Below are 19,051 nucleotides of genomic sequence, written 5' to 3'. Positions count from 1 at the left end.
ACGGGTCGAAAGAGGCCGTCACACCGCCGTGCCTCAGGTACGGTAAGCCACCGGCGTGCTTCACGGGACCGCCGCGATGGCGCACTGGTGACAGCGCTTCGATGGACAGCGCCCTGATGACAGGGCTCTGATGACAGGGCTCTGATGACGACGAGCGGTCCATCGGGCGAGGCCTGGTCCCTGGAAGCCCGGGTAGACGCTGATCGTCGGCCTATCTGCGGAGCAGCCTTGAATCATCATCAGGTCACTCTTCCACGGCTCACCGCGCTCGCCAGGCAGGCGGCTCCCAAGCTGCTCGAGGCGGTCGTGGCGCCGCTGGCCGTGTTCTACCTGGCCATGGTGGTCCTCGGGTTCAAGTGGGCGCTCGGCCTGACCGTCGCGTGGGTCTACCTCGGCGTGATCTGGCGGCTGATCAGGCGGGTGAAGGTGCCCGCGACGATGTACCTGGCCGCCTTCGCGATCACCGTGCGCGCGGCCGTGGCGTTCTGGACCGGCACCTGGATGTGGTTCTTCATCCAGCCCGAGATGGGCACACTCTGCATCAGCTTCGCCTTCCTCGCCTCGGTGCGGCTCAACCGGCCGCTCGTGCAGAAGCTCACGCTCGACTACATCCACCTGCCGTCGGCGGTGCTCAAGCATGAGCGGGTACGCCGGTTCTTCGCACGGATCACCCTGCTGTGGGCCTTCGTGCTGCTGATGAACTCCACGCTCAGCATCGCGCTCGCGGTCTACGAGTCGCTGATGGGCACGCTGGCCGGGTTCATGCTGCTGCGCACGTCAGCGGTGGCCCTGATCAGCGGTACGGCGATCGCGTTCTCGGTCATCGCCTTCAAGCGCCTGCTGCAGCGCCTCCACGTCGCGCACACCTGACCGCGCGGCCGAGCGTTCCGTCAGCAGGAGCGCCCCGCACATCCCCATGACCAGCCCGGTCAGCATGCCGAACAGCGCCACGAACCGCTCAAGCCCGCTCTCCCCCGCACTGACCGGCCCGCCGGCCGCGCTGAGCACCATCGCGTACAGGCCCCAGGAGAACAGCACGGCCGAGCCGAGCCACAGCAGCGCCAGCGGACGCCAGAACGGCCCGTCGCCACGCCTGCGCACGAGCGCGACCAGCGCGAACGCCGCCGCGATCGCCAGCGAGCCGCGCAGCAGATCCTGCACCGCGAGGTACGGATCCCCGCCGATCACCCCCGCCCACATGATCAGGCCGAGCGCCACGGCCACCGGCGCGGCACCCCAGGCGATCACCCGCTGCAGCGGCGCGGTCGGGCTGGGGAAGGGGAGCGAGAGCCGGGTGGTGAAGACGGCGGGCCAGCGGTCCCTGGCGTAGAGCGCGAACGCGGCCAGCAGTCCCACGCCCTGGCCGACGAAGCCGCCGTACACCATGGCGTAGACCCACGGCTCGATGGGGCCGCCGCTCAGCGCCTCCAGCCCGGACGCGGCCAGCACGACCGGCGCACTGACGACCACCACCGACAGCAGGCCGGAGCCGACCCACAGCGGCAGCAGCACCAGCCAGGCCGGCAGGCGCATGCCCCACCGCATGGTGAAGGCTAGCGCCAGCAGCAGCCCCACGGCGTCCATGCCGAACGTCATCGCGTTCAGCCCGACCATCGCCGGATCGCCCATCAGGGAGGGGTCGCCGACGCCGACGTAGTGTCCGGCCAGCCAGAACAGCTTCAGCGTGAGATAGGGCAGCATGGCGGCGACCGCCACGATCGCGGCGGTGACGCGGCCGATGCCCGGTCGTACGTCAGTCATGCTCCGATCGTGTCGCGACGGGCTCCGGCGCTCCTCCCGAGCGGCGGGGATCCCCCTCCCCCTCACGGGGGAGTATCACGTCGAGCTCGAAGCCGCCGGCGTGGGGGCGCGCGGTCAGCGTCCCGCCCGCCCGCCGGACCCGCTCGCGCAGGCTCGCCAGCCCGAGGCCGCCCCCGCGGGCCGTGGGCCGCGTGCGCGGCGGCCCGTTGTGCACCCGGACGCGGTGCGGCCACACCGACACCGTGACCGCGGCGCCCGGCGCGTGCTTGGCCGCGTTCGTGAGGCCTTCCTGCACCACCGGACCGGCCAGCGCGGGCGCCGGGCCGCCCGCCAGGTCGAGCGTGATCGCCATGCCCGAGCCCGCCGCCCTGTGCACCAGCTCGGGCACCGACTCCCCCGGCGCGGGCCCGGCGGGCTTGTCCAGGGGCGCGAGCGGCGCGGCGTCGGCGTCGTCGCGCAGGATCCCGATGATCTGCCGGAGCCGCTCGGTGGCGTCGGAGACCGCCTCGCGCAGCTCGCCGACCGCCTTGGCATGGGCGGGCGCCAGCCCCTGCGCCAGCTCCAGCCCCGCCGCCCTGACCGCGATCAGCGCGAGGTCGTGGCCGAGCGAGTCGTGCATGTCGCGCGCGATGCGCGCCCGCTCCCGCAGCCTGGCCTGCGCCTCGACCGACAGCCTGGCCTGCCGCGCCTGATGCAGCAGCCTCCTGCGCAGCACGCCCAGCAGGTACGGCACCACGTAGGTGCCGAGCAGCGCGGTGACCATCGACACCCACCAGGCGAGGTCGCCGCCCATCCACAGCACCACGGCCACACCGACGAGCGTGATCAGGCAGAAGGCCGCCAGCGCCGGCGTCGTGCGGGCCAGCCGCCGGCCGGTCAGGTAGGCGTACCACATGACGAACGGCGTGGTCGGCAGCAGCGGCAGGATCTTGACGTCACGCCGGGGCAGCAGCCACGTCAGGTCCACCGTCGCGAACCCCTCGCTGAAGCGCCACGGCCCAAGGGGCAGCAGCAGGATCAGCGCGGCCAGCGGCCAGCGGCGGCCCACCAGCACGGCCACCGTGGCAAGGCCCCAGCGCGGCAGGGTCACCATGGCGAACCGCGCGGGATCGAGGAAGGGGTCGGCCCCCATCGCGGCGATGATCACGCAGAGCCCCGCCCAGAGCAGCAGGTCGTAGACCACCTGGCGGCGGCTCTCGCGGCGAAGCTGGTGCAGATACCTCACACCTGCCGACGTTATCTCCCGGCGGCCGCGGCGGGGACCGACGGAGGTCGGGTGCGGCACCTGACGAAAGTCAGGGTGGGGTGCCGTCCACCATGACGGTAGGGCTAGCCCTACCGGGAAATCGCCTACCTCCACTCCTGATTTCGCCGTCGCGAACCGCTTTGATCGATGGTGTCATCGGGAGGTTCACCGGCCCGACCCCGACGAAAGTAGGGGACGGGCCGTGCCGATCGACCGATGTGCGTGACCTGCGGAGTTCCTACCGTCCAGGGGTGGCGGCCCTGAGCCGAATCGGGGAAAGGGCCGCGTTCGACCCGGGGCATCCCCGATACCCCGGGACATCCCGCACGGACAGTCTGTGTGGTGCCCCCAATGATCGGAGTACGCGCTCATGTCGCACGCCATCCTCGACTTCCTCGGCCAGGTGATGTCGTCACCGTGGCTGTATGCCGCGCTGTTCGCGCTGGCGGTGCTCGACGGGTTCTTCCCCGTCGTGCCGGCCGAGACGGGTGTCATCACCGCGGCGGTGTTCGCAGCCTCGGGCCAGACCAACCTGGCCCTGGTCATCCTGGTCGCGGCGCTGGGCGCGTTCGCGGGCGACCACATCTCGTACCTGATCGGCAACAAGTCGGCGGGCAGGCTGCGGGAGAAGAAGGCGATGGTCTGGGCGCGGAACGCGCTGGCGGAACGCGGCGGGCTCGTCCTGGTCGTGGCCAGGTACATCCCGGGCGGCCGCACCGCGACCACGCTGACCATGGGCGCCGTACGGCATCCGCTGCGCTCGTTCAGCTTCTTCGACGCGATCGCGGCGGGCTCGTGGGGCCTGTACTCCGGCCTGATCGGCTACTTCGGCGGCATGGCCTTCGAGAACGACCCGATCAAGGGCCTGCTGCTGGGCCTGGGCATCGCGGTGTCCATCACCGTCGTGGTGGAGGCCGTGCGCTGGGTCAGGAAGCGGCGCGCCACCCAGGCTTCCCCGGAACGCCTTCCGGCGGACACGTCTCTTTGACCCTGCCAGGTGACCATCCGTTCGAAAGGAGTGCGCAATGACCGTACTGGCCGCGGTGATCGCCCTGGTCGGTTCGCTGTTCTTCGCGCTCGGTGCCGCTCTGCAGCAGTTCGAGGCGGTCGGCACCGCCAAGCCGGGGCTGCTCGCCCTGCTGCGGCGGCCGCGCTGGCTGCTCGGCGGCGCGTCCATCCTCGCGGGTGGTGGCCTGCACATCGTCGCGCTCGGGCTCGGCCCGCTCACCGTCGTCCAGCCGATGGGCGTGGCCAGCCTGCTGTTCGCGCTTCCGCTCGCCGCCGCGCTGCACGACCGCAGGCCCTCGCGCAAGGAGCTGGCGGCCGCGGTCGTGGTGGCGGCCGGGCTGGTCGGGCTGGTGCTGCTGGTGCCGGAGTCCGACGGGCCCACCTACCTCGGCCCGAGCGGCGTGCTGACGCTGCTCGGCGTGGCCGGCGTGGCCGCGGTGCTGCTGTGGGCGGCCTCGCGGGTGGTCTCGCCGGCCGGCCGCGCGGCGCTGCTCGCCACGAGCTCCGGCGTCCTGTACGGCGCCACGGCCACGCTCATGCGCGTGCTGGTGGACGGCGGCTGGAACTGGTGGTACCTGCTGGCGCTGCCCGTCCCCGCGCTGCTCGCGCTCATGATGCTGCAGCGCGCCTACGCCGTCGGGCACTTCGGCGTCTCCTTCGCCGCCCTGCAGATCACCGACCCGCTGACGGCGGTCGCGTTCGGCGCGCTGCTGCTGGGCGAGCCGCTGCCGACCGGGGTCCTGCCCGTCGTGGCGGCGCTGCTGACGGCCGTGGGCACCGTGGCCCTCGCCAGAACGAGCCCGCTGGAGACCCGCTGATGCCCTTGACCGAAATCCCCGCCGACCCTGAGCCCGTAATCCAGCCCGTAACGAAGATGGAGTCACCTCTCATGGCCATGCCTGCGCACAGCATCTCTCAGGCCCCGTCGCTCCGCCCCGCCCCCGAGCGGCCCCGCCGCGTGCTGATCTCGACCGACACCTACCCGCCGGACGTGAACGGCGCCGCGTACTTCACGCACCGCCTGGCCACCGGGCTGGCCGGGCGCGGCAACGAGGTGCACGTGGTGTGCCAGTCCGAGACCGGCCCGGCCACCGCCAACGTCGAGGACGGCGTGGTCGTGCACCGATTGCGCTCGGCGCCGCTGCTCGTCCACCCGACGATGCGGGTCACCGTGCCGACCCGGCTCGACCGGCTGATCGCCGACATCGACCCCGACGTGCTGCACACCCAGGGCCACTTCGTGGTCGGCAGGGCCGCGATCGCCGCCGCCCGCCGCGCCGGCGTTCCGATCGTCGCCACCAACCACTTCATGCCGGACAACCTCTTCCAGTTCGCGCACATCCCGGCGCGGCTGCGCCGGCAGGCGGGCCGGCTCGCCTGGCGCGACTTCAGCCGCGTCTTCAACCGGGCCGACCGCATCACCACGCCCACCCCGCTGGCCGCCAAACTCCTCGCCGACCAGGGCTTCCGCCGCGAGGTCGAGCCGGTCTCCTGCGGCATCGACCTGACCAGGTTCCACCCGCGGCCCGAGCCGAAGTCGTGGGCGCGCAAGACCTTCGACCTGCCCGACCGGCCGACCGTGCTGTTCGTCGGCCGCCTCGACGAGGAGAAGCACCTGGAGGAGCTGGTCCGCGCGCTGCCGATGGTGCTCAACGAGACCGACGCCCAGCTCGCGCTGGTCGGCAAGGGCAACCAGCGCGCCGGGCTGGAGCGGCTGGCGGGGCGCATCGGCGTCGGCGACCGGGTGTTCTTTCTCGGGTTCGTGCCGGACGAGTCGATGCCGCAGGTCTTCGCCGCCGCCGACGTGTTCGGCATGCCGGGCGTCGCCGAGCTGCAGAGCATCGCGACGCTCGAGGCCATGGCCTCGGGGCTGCCCGTGGTGGCCGCCGACGCGATGGCGCTGCCGCACCTGGTCGACTCCAACGGCTACCTCTACCGGCCGGGCGACGTCGTCGCGCTGGCCCGCCACCTGACCACGATCCTCACCGACGACGAGCTGCGCGCCAAGATGGGCAAGGCCAGCAGGGAGATGGCGCTCACCCACGACGAGCAGGCGTCGCTGGCCAGGTTCGAGCGCATCTACGACGAGGTGGCGCGATGACGCGAAGCCGGACCCTGTGGAGCACCGTGCTGCTCACGCTGGCGTCGGCGGGCGCGCTGGTCTACGCGGAAGTGACGCTGCCCTGGCAGGTGCTGCTGAGCGACTACGCGCTGGTCCCCGGCGGCCTGGTGCCCGTGCTCGCCGGGATGCTGGCACTCGCGGGAGCGTGCCTGGGTCTCGCGTACGGGCTGGCCGCCGCCGACCCCGCGCGCACCGCCGCGGCCAGGGTGCTGCTGGTGGCCGGCGCCGCCGGGCTGATGATGAGCGCGATCTTCCCGACCGACCCGGGGACCTCGCAGGTGGGCACGGTGTCCGGCGAGATCCACCGCTGGTCGGCGGCGATCGTCTTCACCTCGCTGCCCGTCGCCGGCTGGGCGCTGGCCAGGGGACGCGGCGGCGCGCCCCGCTGGAACGCCGTACGCTCGATGGCCGTGGCCTCCGGGGTGTCGCTCGCGGTCTACCTGGCCGCTCACCCGGCCTCCTTCACCTCGCCGCTCATCGGGGGCGCGGCCTACTACGGGCTGCTCGAGCGCGCGGTGGTGCTGGCCGAGATGGGGCTGCTCATCGCCATGGCGGTGGCGACCGCCGCGGGCCGCCCGGCCGCCGGGACCGCGCACGACCGCGCGGGCACCGGACGCGTCCCGGCGGACCGGCGCTCCGGCCGCCCCGAGCGGCCGGGCGAGCATGAGCGGCTGGCCGCGTGACCCCGACGTGGACGCCGACACTTCGGGCGGCGTGGAAGGAACGCCGTCCTAGCGTGGCCCCATGCTCATCACACGCCATGCCGAAGCCGAGGCCGTGCTCGCCGACCCCAGGTACGTGCCGCCTCCCGTCGCTCAGGACGGCGCGGAGGTGACGATCGGCCTGGTGGCCGTCAACCGCGACCCCGACGTCTTCCCCGGCCCCGAACGCTTCGACCCGCACCACGCGCACTCCCCGCACCTGACCTTCGGCCACGGCGTGCGCCCCTGCCCGGGGCCCGCCCACGCGCCCGCCCTGGCGGCCGGCGTCCTGGAGGGACTGCTGCCGTGAACTTCCGCGACCTGCACCGCCCCGGCGACCCCTTCCTGCTGCCCAACGCCTGGGACTACGGCTCGGCCGCGCTGCTCGCCGCCCACGGCTTCCCCGCCATCGGCACGACCAGCCTCGGTGTCTCCGCCGTGCACGGCAAACCGGACGCCGCCGGCGCGACCAGGGCCGAGACCATCGAGCTCGCCGAGACGATCAGCCGGCTCGGCGTCATGGTCACCGTGGACATCGAGGGCGGGTTCAGCGACGACCCCGAAGAGGTGTCCGGCCTGGTCGCGACGCTCGCCGAGATCGGCGTCGCGGGCGTCAACCTGGAGGACGGCCGTCCCGACGGCACCCTGCGCCCGATCGAGCTGCACCAGCGCATCATCGAGGCGGCCAAGGGCCACGGGGTGTTCGTCAACGCGCGTACCGACACCTGCTGGCTGAAGACCGGTGACACGCTGGAGCGGGTCCGCGCCTACGGGCACGCCGACGGGATCTTCGTGCCCGGCCTGAGCGACCCCGCCGCGATCGCCGAGGTGGTCGCCGCCACCCCGCTGCCGGTCAACGTCCTCTACCGGCCGGACGGCCCGCCGCTCGCCCGGCTCGCCGAGGCGGGGGCGGCCAGGGTGAGCACCGGGTCGCTGCTCTACCGGGCCGCGCTGGGGGCGGCGCTGGGCACGGCGCTCGGCGTACGGGGGGAGCCCGCACCGCCCGTCCCGGCGTATCAGGAGATCGCCGCGATGTTGCGCTGAGAATCGGGGGTATGCGCTTCCAGATCCTCGGTCCCACCGCCGCGTGGCGAGCCGGTGGCGCTGGCCGATGGTGACGCCGGACGCGCCGCGGCGCTGCTGTGCGAAGGTCTGGAGCTGTGGCGGGGCGCCCCGCTCGCCGACGGCCCGCACGCCACGGCCGCCGCTGCCGCCCTGGAGGAGCTGCGGCTGACCGCCACCGAGGACCGTATCCAGGCCGACCTGGCGCTCGGGCGGCACCGCGAGCTGGTCGCCGAGCTGACCAGCCTCACCGCCGCGCACCCCCTGCGCGAGCGGCTGCGCGCCCAGCTCATGCGCGCCCGGTACGGCAGCTGCCGCCAGGCCGAGGCGCTGGCCGTCTACGCGGACGCGCGGAAGCTGCTGGACGAGGAGCTGGGCTCACACCCGGCCCCGAACTCGCCGCCGCCCACCTGGCCGTCCTCCGCGCCGACCCGTCACTCGCGCCGCCACCCCACCCGCCGGCCACCTCCCCTGCCCCCGCTCCCCCGCCACCCGGTCCCGCTTCGGGCCCGCCCCGTCCGCAGGCTCGAAGCCGCAGGTCGCCGCCGCGCCGTCGGGCAACGGGCGGCCGGGGTCACGCGGCCAGATCACCAGCTTCGTCGGCCGTGCCGAAGAACCGCGCCAGGTCGGAGAGAGCCTGCGGAACGGCCGGCTGCTCACGCTGGTCGGCCCCGGCGGGGCGGGCAAGACCCGCCTTGCGATCGAGGCGGCGGCGCGGGAGACCGGCGAGATGTGCTTCGTCCCCCTCGCCCCCGTCTCCGGCGGCGTCTCACAGGCCGTGCTGGCGGCCCTGGACATCCGCGACGCCGCGACGCAGCTGCCGGAGTCGCGGAACCCGCGGGCGGGTGGGATCGACCTGCTGAGCGTGGTGCTGTCGTTCGGCGGCGTCGTCGGCGCTCCCCGGCGGGCTGAGCGGCGCGGCCGGCGGCGTGCTGGCGGCCCGGGTGGTCCCGGTCCTCGGCAGGAACGGCGTGGTCGCGCTCGGCCTGGCGATGAACGCCGGCGCGTTCCTCTACTACACGACGCTCGGCACCGAGCTGACCTACCTCACGCTGGTGCCCGCGATGGTGATCGGCGGGATCGGCATCGGGTTCGCCTTCACCGTCAACAACGACAACGTGCTGGCCGCGGCCCCGCGAGAGCGCGCGGGTGCGGCGGCCGCGGCGCGCGGGAGTCGCTGGCGAGCGCGCTGAGCGTGGCCGAGGGGCTGCCCGCGGGCCAGGGGGCCGAGCTCGTACGCGCCGCGCGGTCGGCCTTCCTGGACGGCATGTATCTGGCGTCGTACGTCACGGCGGGCATGCTGGCCGCGGTGGCGCTGCTCGCGCTGGTGGGCCTGCGGGGCGTGCCGAAGGAGATCCCCGAGGAGGTGCCGGCCGCGGCCCGCTCCTGACCGCACGGCCTCCGATCAGCGGATCGCGACCTGCTCCTGACCGCACGGCCTCCGATCAGCGGATCGCGACCTGCTCCTGACCGCACGGCCTCCGATCAGCGGATCGCGACCTGCTCCTGACGGCACGGCCTCCGCTCAGCGGATCGCGACCTGCTCCTGACGGCACGGCCTCCCGTCGAGGGGGCGCAGCCCCTCAAAAGCGCGGGGCCCTCAGAGCATGGGATTGGTGGGGCAGGGCCGGGTGGTCGTGGGCGCGAGGCCATCGAGCCGCGTCCCGATCATTTGGGCCACGCCCTCGATGGTCTCGATGCCCGTCCCCTCCCCCGGCTGGTGGTCGGTCTGCACCGACAGCAGCAGGTCGCGCCCCGGTCCCGCGATCCGTCCGTAACTGGTGACCGCCCAGGTGTTCTGGATGAACGGCCGGGGCGTCCAGCCGTTCTTGAGCGCCACCCGGTCGCCGGGCCTGGCCGCCGCGCTGACGCCCCACGCCTGGTCCTGCTGGACCCGCTCCATCAGCTCCAGCACCGTACGCCGGTCGGCCCTGGTCAACCCGTTGCCGCCTTTGACGAGCACGTGCATCAGCCGGATGCGGTCGGCGGGGCTGGTCTTGGTGCCGCCCCAGTAGACGCTCGGCCCCGGCGTGGTCTCCCGCAGGCCGATGTCCCGGTAGAAGGAGCTCATCGCACCGCCGCCGCCGACGCGCGACCACAGCGCGTCGGCGGCCTTGTTGTCGCTCTCCGTGATCATGCGTTCGGCGAGGTCGCGCTCGTTCTCGCTGAGGCCGGCGTCCCGCCGGTGGAGCAGCGCGGCGAGGATGTCCACCTTTGCGCCGCTTGCGGTGATCATGTCGTTCTGGTGCTCGCCCTGGCCGATCCGCACGCCGGTGACGAGGTCGAGCGCGCCGTAGACGATGCGGCCGGGGCGTCCCGCGAGGTAGCGGGCGATGTCGCGCTGGAGCCGGGTGCGGGCCAGGGCCGCGCCGCGCGGGTTCGGGATCGACAGCACGCAGCGCACGGTTTTGGCCGGTGGGCGGACGAGCATTCCCGCCCCCGCCTGGCCCGCGCCGGGCGGCGCCATGGACGCGGGCTCGCCGCCGCAGCCGGCCACGAGCGCCAGGCTCAGCCAGAGGAGCATCCATCTCGCACGCACGCGAACCCCCCGATAACTCGACGGGGGTCGCATGCGAACATACCCGGCATTACCGACTTAACGCCCATATCGGGAGTTTTCTGGCCACACCTTCAGAACGGCCTTGCGCGGGGAAAGGCCGCGCGCCCACCGACGCGCGGCCATCACCAGCAGACCGGCACCCGGCACACGGCCGCCACCAGCAGACCGGCACCCGGGCGCGCGGCCGTCACGGGGTGTTAGGAGTCGAAGCCCAGCCCCATCCTGTCGAGCGCGCGCAGCCACAGGTTGCGCTTGCCCTGGTGCTGGTCCGCCTGGGCGATCGACCAGCGGGTGAACTGGATCACCCCGGAGCGCACCGGCTCCGGCGGGAACGGGATCGGCTTCTCCTTGACCATGCGCAGCTCGGTCCGCTCGGTCGGCTTGCCGGACAGCAGGTCGAGCATGACGTTCGCGCCGAAGCGGGTGGCACCGACGCCCATGCCGGTGTAGCCGGCCGCGTAGACCAGCCGGCCGCCGTGCGCCTGGCCGTAGAAGGCGCTGAAGCGGCTGCAGGTGTCGATGACGCCGCCCCAGCGGTGGGTGAAGCGCACCTCGTCGAGCTGCGGGAACGTCTCGTAGAAGTGCGCCGCGAGCTTGACGAACGTCTCGTCGCGCTGCTCGTACTCGGACTTGACCAGGCCGCCGTTGTAGTAGACGGCGTCGTAGCCGCCCCACAGGATGCGGTTGTCGTCGGTGAGCCGGTAGTAGTGGAACCGGTTGCCCGAGTCGCCGACGCCCTGGCGGTTGCGCCAGCCCACCGAGGCGAGCTGCTCGTCGGTCAGCGGCTCGGTCATGAGCGCGTAGTCGTACACCGGCACCACGAAGTGCTTGAGCCGGCGCAGCAGCGGCGGGAAGACGCCGGTGCCGAGCGCCACCTGGCGGGCGGCGACCGCGCCGTGCGGGGTGCGCAAGGTGATCGTCTTGCCGTCGTCGTGCAGCGTGCGTACGGGCGTGCGCTCGTGGACGCGTACGCCGAGCCGCAGGCAGGCGTCCCGCAGTCCCCAGGCCAGCCGCGCGGGGTCGAGCATTGCGCAGCCGCTGCGCTCCCAGAGGCCGCCGAGGTAGGTGGGCGAGTCGATCTCGGCGCGCACCTGCTCGGCGTCCAGCGGCACGTAGTCGAGCCCGAGGTCGGAGATGATGTCGAGGTGTTCGTGGAGCGCGTCCACCTGCCAGGGCTCGGTGGCGACGTGTAGCTCGCCGGTGCGCTCGAATGAGCAGTCGATGCCGTAGCGGCCGAGCGTGGCCTCGATCTCGTCGAGGTTGGTCACGCCCATGCGTTCGAGTTTGTCGATCTCCTCCGGCCACCGCTCCAGCCCGTTGGCCAGGCCGTGGGTGAGCGTCGCCATGCAGAACCCGCCGTTGCGGCCTGTGGCCGCCCAGCCGATCCTGCGGCCTTCGAGCAGGACGACGTCGAGTGAGGGATCGCGTTCCTTGGCCATCAGGGCCGTCCACAGGCCCGAGAAGCCGCCGCCGACGACGACCAGATCGGCGGTGGTATGTCCGAAGAGCCGCGCCTGCGGCTCGGGTCTGGCCGGGTTGTCCAGCCAGTACGGCTTGCGCTCCGCATCAGCCAGCGCCTTCAGCGGATCCACAAATCCCACTTCCCTACATGTCTGAATATGTGAATGGTGAAATTAGCGGGATCAATGAGGTGATCACGCGCGGGTTCCCCCCGCCGGAATCCGATCTCGCCTCCCTGTTCCTGGTCAGCAGCCGATCATGTGAGAAAGCCCCTCCGCGCAGGTGCGGAGGGGTGGTTGTGCGACATGGTCTCAGGCACGCCGCCGCGCCGCGACGGCATTGGCGATCGCGATCAGCACCCCGATGCCGAAAATCAGCGTACCCATGACGTTGACCTGCGGCGGGATTCCGGTCTTGACCGCGCCGACGATCCACAGCGGGAACGTGACGGTCGATCCGTTGACGAAGCTGGTGACCACGTAGTCGTCGATCGACAGGGCGAAGGAGAGCATCGCGCCCGCGAGCACGCCCGGCATGATCGACGGCAGCGTGACCTGGCGGAACGTGCCCCAGGCGGTCGCGCCGAGGTCGCGTGCCGCCTCCTCCAGCGCCGGGTCGAGGCCGACGACCCTGGCCCGTACGGTCACCACCACGAACGACAGCGAGAACAGCACGTGCGCGATGATGATCGTGATCGCGTCGCGCGGCACGTTGCCCGAGACGAACAGCGACAGCAGCGAGGCGCCCATGACCAGCTCGGGCGTGGAGATGGCGGCGAAGACGAGGAAGTTTGTGGTCCCCGCGCCGCGGAAGCGGTGCCGCCCGAGCGCGAGGCCCAGCATGGTGCCGATGACGACGGTGACGACGGTGCTGACCACGGCGATCACCAGCGAGTTGCGCAGCGCCGTGGTCAGGTCGGAGATCTCGAACAGCTCGGCGTACCAGCGCAGCGTGAAGCCCTGCCAGGTGGTGTTGGACTTGCTGCGCTTGTCGTTGAAGCCGAAGAGGATCATCACGGCGATCGGCGACGACAGCCAGATGATGATCAGCCAGGTGTACAGGTGCAGCAGCCGGTCGCCGAGCCTGGTGCCCCTCATCGCGCCGCCGCCTCGAGGACGTTCTCGGTGCCGAGCGCCCGCGCGTAGATGAAGATGCCGACGAGCAGCACGGCCATCAGCGTGAACGACAGCGCCGACGCGGTCGGATAGTTGAGGTTCACCAGGTACTCGGTCTGGATGATGTTGCCGATCATGGTGTTGGACGTGCCGCCGAGTATGGCCGCGTTGACCGGGTCGGCCGTGGCGGGCACGAACGTCATGAGCACGCCGGCGAACACGCCGGGCAGCGAGAGCGGCAGCACCACCTGGCGGAAGGCGGCGGCGCGGGTGGCGTACAGGTCCTGGGCGGCCTCGACCACGCGCGGGTCCACGCGTTCGAGCGACACGTAGATCGGCAGGATCATGAACGGCAGGAAGTTGTACGTCAGCCCGCCGACCACCGCGAACGTGGTGGCCAGCACGTGGAAGTCGCCGGGCAGCAGCCCCCAGTTCTTCAGCGTGCCGAACAGGATGCCGTTGTCGGACAGCAGGAAGTTCCAGGCGATCGTGCGCAGCACGAACGAGACGAAGAACGGCAGCAGGAGCAGGAACAGGTAGACGGACTTGCGGGTGCCGGCCTTGAACGCGATCCAGTAGGCCACCGGGTAGCCGATGATCAGCATGGCGGCGGTGGCCAGCGCGCCGTACCAGAGCGAGCGGCCGAGCTGGGTGCTGTAGCGGGCGAGCGCGTCGATGTAGTTGGAGACGCTGAACGTCAGCGCGTAGCCGTCGATGGCGTTGCCCGTCTGCAGCGACACCGAGGCCATCGCCGCCATGGGCACGACCAGGAAGATCGCCAGCCACAGCCAGCTCGGCAGCGCGAGCAGGTAGGGGGTGAGCCGCCGCATGGTCAGGCCTGGGTGATGGACTGGAAGATCGGGTTGAACACCTGCTCCTGCTCGTTGGTGAGCGGCGTGTACGTGCGGAGCTTGGCGTAGTCGTCCTCGCTAGGGAACATGAGCGGGCTGTCGATCATGCTCTCCAGGTTCTTCTTGGCCTCGCCCTTGGCCGTCTTGGCCTTCTCCCGCAGCAGGTCCTGCACGGCGGGGACCGGCGTGACGAACTGGATGTACTCGTCCAGCTCGGCGGCCACGGCCGGCTGGTAGAGGTAGTCCATCAGCATGAGCGCGTCCACCGGGTTGGCGGCGCCCTTGGGGATGAGCATGTTGTCGGTCCAGATCGTGCCGCCCTCGGCGGGCACCACGAACTTGACCGGCTCGCCGGCGAGCTGCCGCTGGAAGACGTCGCCGGACCACGCCATGGTCACCCAGACGTCGCCCTTGGCCACCGCGTCGATATACGACTGATCGTAATATTTCCGGACAATTCCGGCGTCGCGCTGGGCCTTGAGCTTCTCCCCGGCCTTACGCCAGTCCGCCTCGGTCGACTTCTCCGGGTCGATGCCGAGCGCGAACATCCCGAAGTTGCCGATCTCCTGGGCGTCGTTCATCATGCCGACCCGTCCCTTGTACTTGGGGTCGAACAGCGCCTCGATGCTGGTGATGTCCTCTTTGACGTACTTGGTGTTGTACGCGATGCCGGTCACCCCGGACGTGTACGGCACCGTGTACTTGTTGCCCGGGTCGTACGGCCGCTCCTTGTACTTCTGCCCGGCGTTGGCCTGGAAGTTCGGCAGCTTGGAGTGGTCGAGCGGGATCGCGTACCCCAGCTCGAGGAAGTGCTGGAGCTGGATGCCGTTGGTCAGGACCACGATGTCGTAGCCCAGCGACTGACCGGCCCGCAGCACCGGGTCGGCCGCGCCGAAGAACTCGGCGTTCTCCTGGATGACCTCTTTGTACTCGTACGCGATGCCGGTGTCCTTCTTGAACCGCTCGAGCGGTCCCTTGTCCTCCGGCATGTACTCCGGCCAGTTCGCGAAGACGACCTTGCCGTGCTTGGTCTGCTTGGCCCAGAAGTCGGCCACGGCGTCGGGCTTCGGCGGCGCCTGCTTCTGTCCCTGCACGCCGCAGGCGGCCAGGGCGAGCCCTGCGGCGGACGCACCGGCCAGCCGGAAAAGGTCGCGGCGGGTGCGGGGCTGCGTCCATCCACGCATGAGGAGGGGGTCCATAGGGTGCTATCGACTTCCAATCACGTACGAGTGCTGCGCCTGCCAGGACAGCCACACGGAGTCGCCACGCTCCGCCGTCGCCGTCGCGTCATGGCTGTTCTGCTGGAACACGGTGATGACGGTCTCCGCGGCGCCACCGTCGGCCCCCTCGGCGAGCCGCACCGCGTAACTGTTGTAGGTGCCGAGGTAGACCACTTCGGAGACGGTGCCGCGGACGGCGCTGCGGTCGCGCGCCGGCTCCTCGGTGCCGATGGTGATCTTCTCCGGCCGGACGGTCACGGTGACCTCGCCGTCGTGCCCCGGCACCAGCACCCGGCCGTCGCCGATCTTCAGCTCGCCGGCCGTCGCGGTGCCGGTGAGCAGGTTGGAGGTGCCGATGAAACCGGCCACGAACGCCGTCGCAGGCCGCTCGTAGATCTCGCGCGGGCCGCCGAGCTGCTCGACCAGGCCGTCCTTCATGACCGCGATGCGGTCGCTCATGGTGAGCGCCTCGTTCTGGTCGTGGGTCACGTACACGAACGTGATGCCGACCTCGCGCTGGATGCGCTTGAGCTCGATCTGCATGGCCTGGCGCAGCTTCAGGTCGAGCGCACCGAGCGGCTCGTCGAGCAGCAGCGCCCGCGGCCGGTTGACCAGCGCCCTGGCCAGCGCCACCCGCTGCTGCTGGCCGCCGGACATCTCGCGCGGCATGCGCTTCTCCCGGCCGGTCAGGTCGACGATCTCCAGCATCTCGCCGACCCGCCGCTTGATCTCGGCCTGCGGCGTCTTGCGCTGCTTGAGCCCGAACGCCACGTTGTCCCAGACGCTCATGTGCGGGAAGAGCGCGTAGGACTGGAAGACCATGTTGACGTCGCGCTTGTTCGGCGGGACGTTGGTGACGTCCTGGCCGTGCAGCTTCACCAGGCCCTTCGTGGGCGCCTCGAAGCCCGCGATCATCCTCATGGTCGTGGTCTTGCCGCAGCCGGACGGGCCGAGGAGGGAGAAGAACTCCCCCTCGGCGATGTCCAGCGTCACGCCTTTGACCGCCTGGATGACCTCGCCATGCGAGTGATACTCCTTGACGACGTCTTCAAGCTCAATCGCACTCAGCCCGGTCATATCCAGGATTTTTCCTTAGTTATTCGCCGATGTAGTGCATGACGTGCTTGACCCGGGTGTAGTCGTGCAGGCCGAACACCGAGAGGTCCTTGCCGTACCCCGAGTGCTTGAAGCCGCCGTGCGGCATCTCCGACACGAACGGGATGTGCGTGTTGACCCAGACCACGCCGAAGTCGAGGCGGTTCGACATGCGCATCGCACGGCCGTGGTCGGAGGTCCACACCGAGCCGCTCAGGCCATAGCGGACGTCGTTGGCCTTGGCCAGCGCGTCGGCCTCGTCGGTGAACGTCTGCACGGTGATCACGGGGCCGAAGACCTCGTTCTGCACCATCTCGTCGTCCTGCTTGAGGCCGTCCACGACGGTCGGCGCGAAGAAGTAGCCGCGCTCGCCCACGCGATGACCGCCGGTGAGGATCTTGGCGTGCGACGGGACGCGGTCGATGAAGCCCTGCACCCTGGCGAGCTGGTTCTCGTTGTTGAGCGGGCCGTAGAAGGCGTCCTCGACCTCGGGGCCGCCGGTGACGGTGGCGGCCGCGGCCTCGGCGAGCGCGGCCACGAACTCGTCGTGCACGCTCTCCTGCACCAGCACCCGGCAGGCCGCGGTGCAGTCCTGGCCGGCGTTGTACAGGCCGGCGGCGGCGATGTCGGCGGCGGCCTTGCGCAGGTCCTTGACGTCCTCGAACACCACGACCGGGGCCTTGCCGCCCAGCTCCAGGTGCACCCGCTTGAGGTCGTCGGCGGCGCTCTTGGCGACCGACATGCCCGCGCCGACCGAGCCGGTGATGGCCACCATCGAGGCGGTCGGGTGGCCGACGACGAGGGCGCCGGTCTCGCGGTCGCCGGTGACGACGTTGAAGACGCCGGGCGGCAGCACGGAGCCGGCGATCTCGGCCAGCTTGAGCGTGGAGACCGGGGTCGTGTCGGACGGCTTCAGCACGATCGTGTTGCCGGCCGCGAGCGCCGGGGCGATCTTCCAGACCGCCATCATCATCGGGTAGTTCCAGGGCGTCACCTGGCCCACGACGCCGATCGGCTCGTGCCTGATGACGCTGGTGTGCTCGGCCAGGAACTCGCCCGCCGTCGGGCCCTCGAGCGTGCGGGCGGCGCCGGCGAAGAAGCGGAAGTGGTCGGCGGCGATCGGCGTCTCGTCCTCGGCCATCCTGGCCAGGGGCTTGCCGGTGTTACGGCACTCCGCCTCGTTGATCTCGTCGGCCCGCGCCTCGATCGCGTCGGCGATCTTCAGCAGCAGCCCGGCGCGCTCGCCAGGAGTGGTCCGGCCCCACGACTCGAAGGCGGCGGCCGCGGCGGCGTAGGCGGCGTCCACGTCCTCCTTGCCGGAGACCGGCGCCTGGACGTACGCCTCACCCGTGCAGGGATCGATGATGTCGGAGAACCGGCCGCTCTTGGCGTCCACGAACTCACCGTTGATGAAGTTCTGCAGACGGGTTGTCATTCGCCCTCCTGGTGAGGTGGCTGAGATGCCGCGACTCTGACAGAGCAGGTGCATCTGGACAAGGGATTTCGTGGTGAAGATACCAAATTGCTACGAATTCGCTTGACAGACCGCCAAGAACTGACAACATGTCGCACCAGGACGGCAACCCAGCGGGAACGCCCCCGTAACGCCGGTCCGCTAGGAGGATCCGCTCGATGACGACGCCGCCGCGCGTACGCCGCAACAACGGTAAAGCAGGACCCGTGGTGCTCGACGATCTGTCCAAGCAGATCATCGAGCAGCTCCAGATGGACGGGCGCAAACCGTACGCGGCGATCGGCAAGGCGGTCGGGCTGTCCGAGGCGGCGGTCAGGCAGCGCGTGCAGCGGCTGCAGGACGCCGGGGTCATGCAGATCGTCGCGGTCACCGACCCGCTGACGCTGGGCTTCCCCCGGCAGGCCATGATCGGCGTCAACTGCGAGGGCGACCTGGAGACGGTCGCCGACGAGCTGGCGGCCATCGACGAGATCGACTACGTGGTGCTCACGGCGGGCTCCTTCGACGTGATCGTGGAGGTCGTCTGCGAGGGCGACGGCCACCTGCTGGAGATCCTCAGCAAGATCAGGGCCATCCCGTCCGTACGCGCCACCGAGTCGTTCGTCTACCTCAAGCTGCGCAAGCAGACGTACTCGTGGGGCACCCGCTGACCGTCAGGCGATCCTGGCCACGGCGCGCACAGGAGCGCCGTCCGCGCCCGGCAGCCGCAGCGGCAGCAGCGACACCTCGAACCGGCGGTCGGGCTCGGCGAGCAGCCGGTCGAGATTCGCGAGGTTCTCGGCGATGACCGCGTGCGCGCCGAGCAGCACCCGGTGCGCCGGGAAGTCGTCGGCGGGCGTCGGGTCCACGCTCAGCGCGTCGATGCCCACCGTGCGCACCCCGCGCTCGACCAGCAGCGCCGCGGCCTCCTCCGTCAGGTACGGATGCCCGGTGTAGCGCTCGCCGCCCCACCAGCGCGACCAGCCGGTGGCGATCAGCACGATCGTCCCCGCCTCGGCCTCACGGAACGGCTCGGGGCCGATCGGGGCGCGCGGCGGCAGGCCGCGCACGTCCACCACCGCCGCGGGCCCGCAGAACCTCTCAAGAGGCACCTCGTCCAGGGCGGGCAGCGCGTCGCCGAAGTGCCTGGGCGCGTCCACGTGCGTGCCGGTGTGCGAGCCGAGATGCAGGGCGAGCACGTTGACGCCGTCGCGCTCCACGGTGAGCGCCGGGCCGACCGAGACCACGGGATCGCCCGGGTAGACGGGCATCCCGGTCGTGATCGGCACCGACAGATCGACGATCGTCATGACCCACCAGTGTGGCGAACGCGGAGCCGCTGTGCGAGGTTCGCCGCGAAACCGCCGGTGACCAGGCGGGCCCTACGCGCCCGGCA

21 protein-coding genes are annotated in these 19,051 nt (G+C 71.1%); 11 read left to right on the top strand and 10 right to left on the bottom strand.

The features are described from left to right. Positions 1-228: 228 nt before the first annotated feature. Complete coding sequence (locus ACGFIM_RS25105; RefSeq protein WP_393204125.1) at positions 229-870, top strand: VC0807 family protein; 642 nt, start codon at positions 229-231, stop codon at positions 868-870. On the opposite strand, the gene ACGFIM_RS25100 is transcribed toward ACGFIM_RS25105, so the two are convergent. Together ACGFIM_RS25100 and ACGFIM_RS25095 are read right to left on the bottom strand one after the other, a co-directional pair. Beyond that, positions 778-1,761 (bottom strand): hypothetical protein, encoded by a 984-nt coding sequence (locus ACGFIM_RS25100; protein WP_393204123.1) that lies wholly within the window; start codon positions 1,759-1,761, stop codon positions 778-780. The genes ACGFIM_RS25105 and ACGFIM_RS25100 overlap by 93 nt on opposite strands. After that, positions 1,754-2,986 (bottom strand): sensor histidine kinase, encoded by a 1,233-nt coding sequence (locus tag ACGFIM_RS25095; RefSeq protein ID WP_393204121.1) that lies wholly within the window; start codon positions 2,984-2,986, stop codon positions 1,754-1,756. The genes ACGFIM_RS25100 and ACGFIM_RS25095 overlap by 8 nt, the downstream gene beginning before the upstream one ends. 391 nt (positions 2,987-3,377) lie before the next feature. Between ACGFIM_RS25095 and ACGFIM_RS25090 the strand changes: the two genes are divergently transcribed. From ACGFIM_RS25090 to ACGFIM_RS25050, 9 genes are all read left to right on the top strand, one after another. Further along, on the top strand, positions 3,378-3,995 hold the full coding sequence (locus ACGFIM_RS25090) for a DedA family protein (RefSeq protein WP_393204119.1): 618 nt from the start codon (positions 3,378-3,380) through the stop codon (positions 3,993-3,995). 37 nt (positions 3,996-4,032) lie between these two features. Next, positions 4,033-4,833: a DMT family transporter gene (locus ACGFIM_RS25085; RefSeq protein WP_393204117.1), complete on the top strand. Its 801-nt coding sequence runs from the start codon at positions 4,033-4,035 to the stop codon at positions 4,831-4,833. A gap of 77 nt (positions 4,834-4,910) precedes the next feature. Then, a complete protein-coding gene (locus tag ACGFIM_RS25080; RefSeq protein ID WP_393204192.1) occupies positions 4,911-6,116 on the top strand; it encodes a glycosyltransferase in 1,206 nt (401 codons plus the stop codon). Next, the gene (locus ACGFIM_RS25075; RefSeq protein ID WP_393204115.1) at positions 6,113-6,820 is read left to right on the top strand and encodes a DUF998 domain-containing protein; all 708 of its coding nucleotides are present in this window, start codon (positions 6,113-6,115) and stop codon (positions 6,818-6,820) included. Before ACGFIM_RS25080 ends, ACGFIM_RS25075 begins: the two co-directional genes overlap by 4 nt. A gap of 61 nt (positions 6,821-6,881) precedes the next feature. Continuing rightward, positions 6,882-7,148, top strand: coding sequence for a cytochrome P450 (locus ACGFIM_RS25070; protein WP_393204113.1), 267 nt, complete (start codon positions 6,882-6,884; stop codon positions 7,146-7,148). After that, positions 7,145-7,882 carry an isocitrate lyase/phosphoenolpyruvate mutase family protein gene (locus ACGFIM_RS25065; protein ID WP_393204111.1) on the top strand — a complete coding sequence of 246 codons (738 nt, stop codon included), beginning with the start codon at positions 7,145-7,147 and terminating at the stop codon, positions 7,880-7,882. Before ACGFIM_RS25070 ends, ACGFIM_RS25065 begins: the two co-directional genes overlap by 4 nt. Before the next feature lie 54 nt (positions 7,883-7,936). Beyond that, entirely contained in the window at positions 7,937-8,812 is an 876-nt protein-coding gene (locus ACGFIM_RS25060) for a BTAD domain-containing putative transcriptional regulator (protein WP_393204109.1), read from the top strand. A 32-nt stretch (positions 8,813-8,844) separates the two neighbouring features. Further along, the gene (locus ACGFIM_RS25055) at positions 8,845-9,093 is read left to right on the top strand and encodes a hypothetical protein (protein ID WP_393204107.1); all 249 of its coding nucleotides are present in this window, start codon (positions 8,845-8,847) and stop codon (positions 9,091-9,093) included. 2 nt (positions 9,094-9,095) lie between these two features. Continuing rightward, positions 9,096-9,290: a hypothetical protein gene (locus ACGFIM_RS25050; protein WP_393204105.1), complete on the top strand. Its 195-nt coding sequence runs from the start codon at positions 9,096-9,098 to the stop codon at positions 9,288-9,290. A gap of 210 nt (positions 9,291-9,500) precedes the next feature. Here the strand turns inward: ACGFIM_RS25050 and ACGFIM_RS25045 are convergent, their stop codons facing one another. From ACGFIM_RS25045 to ACGFIM_RS25015, 7 genes are all read right to left on the bottom strand, one after another. Then, positions 9,501-10,439 (bottom strand): serine hydrolase, encoded by a 939-nt coding sequence (locus ACGFIM_RS25045; RefSeq protein WP_393204103.1) that lies wholly within the window; start codon positions 10,437-10,439, stop codon positions 9,501-9,503. A 218-nt stretch (positions 10,440-10,657) separates the two neighbouring features. After that, on the bottom strand, positions 10,658-12,052 hold the full coding sequence (locus ACGFIM_RS25040; RefSeq protein WP_393204101.1) for an NAD(P)/FAD-dependent oxidoreductase: 1,395 nt from the start codon (positions 12,050-12,052) through the stop codon (positions 10,658-10,660). Positions 12,053-12,232: 180 nt separating this feature from the next. Then, a complete protein-coding gene (locus ACGFIM_RS25035; protein WP_364070195.1) occupies positions 12,233-13,018 on the bottom strand; it encodes an ABC transporter permease in 786 nt (261 codons plus the stop codon). Further along, on the bottom strand, positions 13,015-13,866 hold the full coding sequence (locus ACGFIM_RS25030) for an ABC transporter permease (RefSeq protein ID WP_393204099.1): 852 nt from the start codon (positions 13,864-13,866) through the stop codon (positions 13,015-13,017). Before ACGFIM_RS25030 ends, ACGFIM_RS25035 begins: the two co-directional genes overlap by 4 nt. Positions 13,867-13,868: 2 nt before the next feature. Then, on the bottom strand, positions 13,869-15,071 hold the full coding sequence (locus ACGFIM_RS25025; protein ID WP_393204097.1) for a spermidine/putrescine ABC transporter substrate-binding protein: 1,203 nt from the start codon (positions 15,069-15,071) through the stop codon (positions 13,869-13,871). 21 nt (positions 15,072-15,092) lie between these two features. Next, a complete protein-coding gene (locus tag ACGFIM_RS25020; RefSeq protein WP_393204095.1) occupies positions 15,093-16,184 on the bottom strand; it encodes an ABC transporter ATP-binding protein in 1,092 nt (363 codons plus the stop codon). A gap of 19 nt (positions 16,185-16,203) precedes the next feature. Next, positions 16,204-17,637: a gamma-aminobutyraldehyde dehydrogenase gene (locus ACGFIM_RS25015; RefSeq protein ID WP_393204093.1), complete on the bottom strand. Its 1,434-nt coding sequence runs from the start codon at positions 17,635-17,637 to the stop codon at positions 16,204-16,206. Positions 17,638-17,834: 197 nt separating this feature from the next. Here ACGFIM_RS25015 and ACGFIM_RS25010 point away from each other — a divergent pair, with 197 nt between their 5' ends. Beyond that, a complete protein-coding gene (locus tag ACGFIM_RS25010; protein ID WP_393204091.1) occupies positions 17,835-18,326 on the top strand; it encodes an Lrp/AsnC family transcriptional regulator in 492 nt (163 codons plus the stop codon). Positions 18,327-18,329: 3 nt separating this feature from the next. Here the strand turns inward: ACGFIM_RS25010 and ACGFIM_RS25005 are convergent, their stop codons facing one another. Beyond that, positions 18,330-18,965, bottom strand: coding sequence for a cyclase family protein (locus ACGFIM_RS25005; RefSeq protein WP_393204088.1), 636 nt, complete (start codon positions 18,963-18,965; stop codon positions 18,330-18,332). Positions 18,966-19,051: the final 86 nt, after the last annotated feature.

Origin of the sequence: Nonomuraea sp. NPDC049309 (assembly GCF_043196965.1) — a bacterium.
Classification (GTDB): domain Bacteria; phylum Actinomycetota; class Actinomycetes; order Streptosporangiales; family Streptosporangiaceae; genus Nonomuraea; species Nonomuraea fastidiosa.
Note: the sequence above shows the minus strand (reverse complement) of the source record. Positions and strands in the feature narration are given on the sequence as shown.